Origin of the sequence: Aminobacter sp. MET-1, assembly GCF_026521175.1 — a bacterium.
Classification (GTDB): Bacteria; Pseudomonadota; Alphaproteobacteria; order Rhizobiales; family Rhizobiaceae; genus Aminobacter.
In genome coordinates this window covers 1-251 of record NZ_JAMSHL010000150.1, presented here as the reverse complement: position 1 = coordinate 251, position 251 = coordinate 1, and the positions used below count along the sequence as shown (strand labels likewise).

Annotated in this window: 1 pseudogene; it reads left to right on the top strand. The window is 60.2% G+C overall.

Annotated features, from left to right (window positions below):
- Positions 1-251 (top strand): annotated as a pseudogene (locus NDO48_RS29410) (Rieske (2Fe-2S) protein); the annotation flags it as partial.

Genomic DNA, 251 nt, shown 5'->3' with positions numbered 1-251 from the left:
GGGTTCGCGCTTGTGCACCAGCGACAAGGGCAAGGTCGCCAAACTCGTGTGCCATTACCACCAATGGACCTACGAGCTGGACGGACGTCTGCTGTTCGCCGGCACCGAGATGGGCGCTGACTTCGACATGAAGCAGTACGGCCTCAAACCCGTGAACGTGAAGACCGCCGGCGGCTACATCTTCATCAGCCTGGCCGAGAACCCGCCAGCCATCGATGACTTCCTGTCGACACTGACCCACTACATGGAAC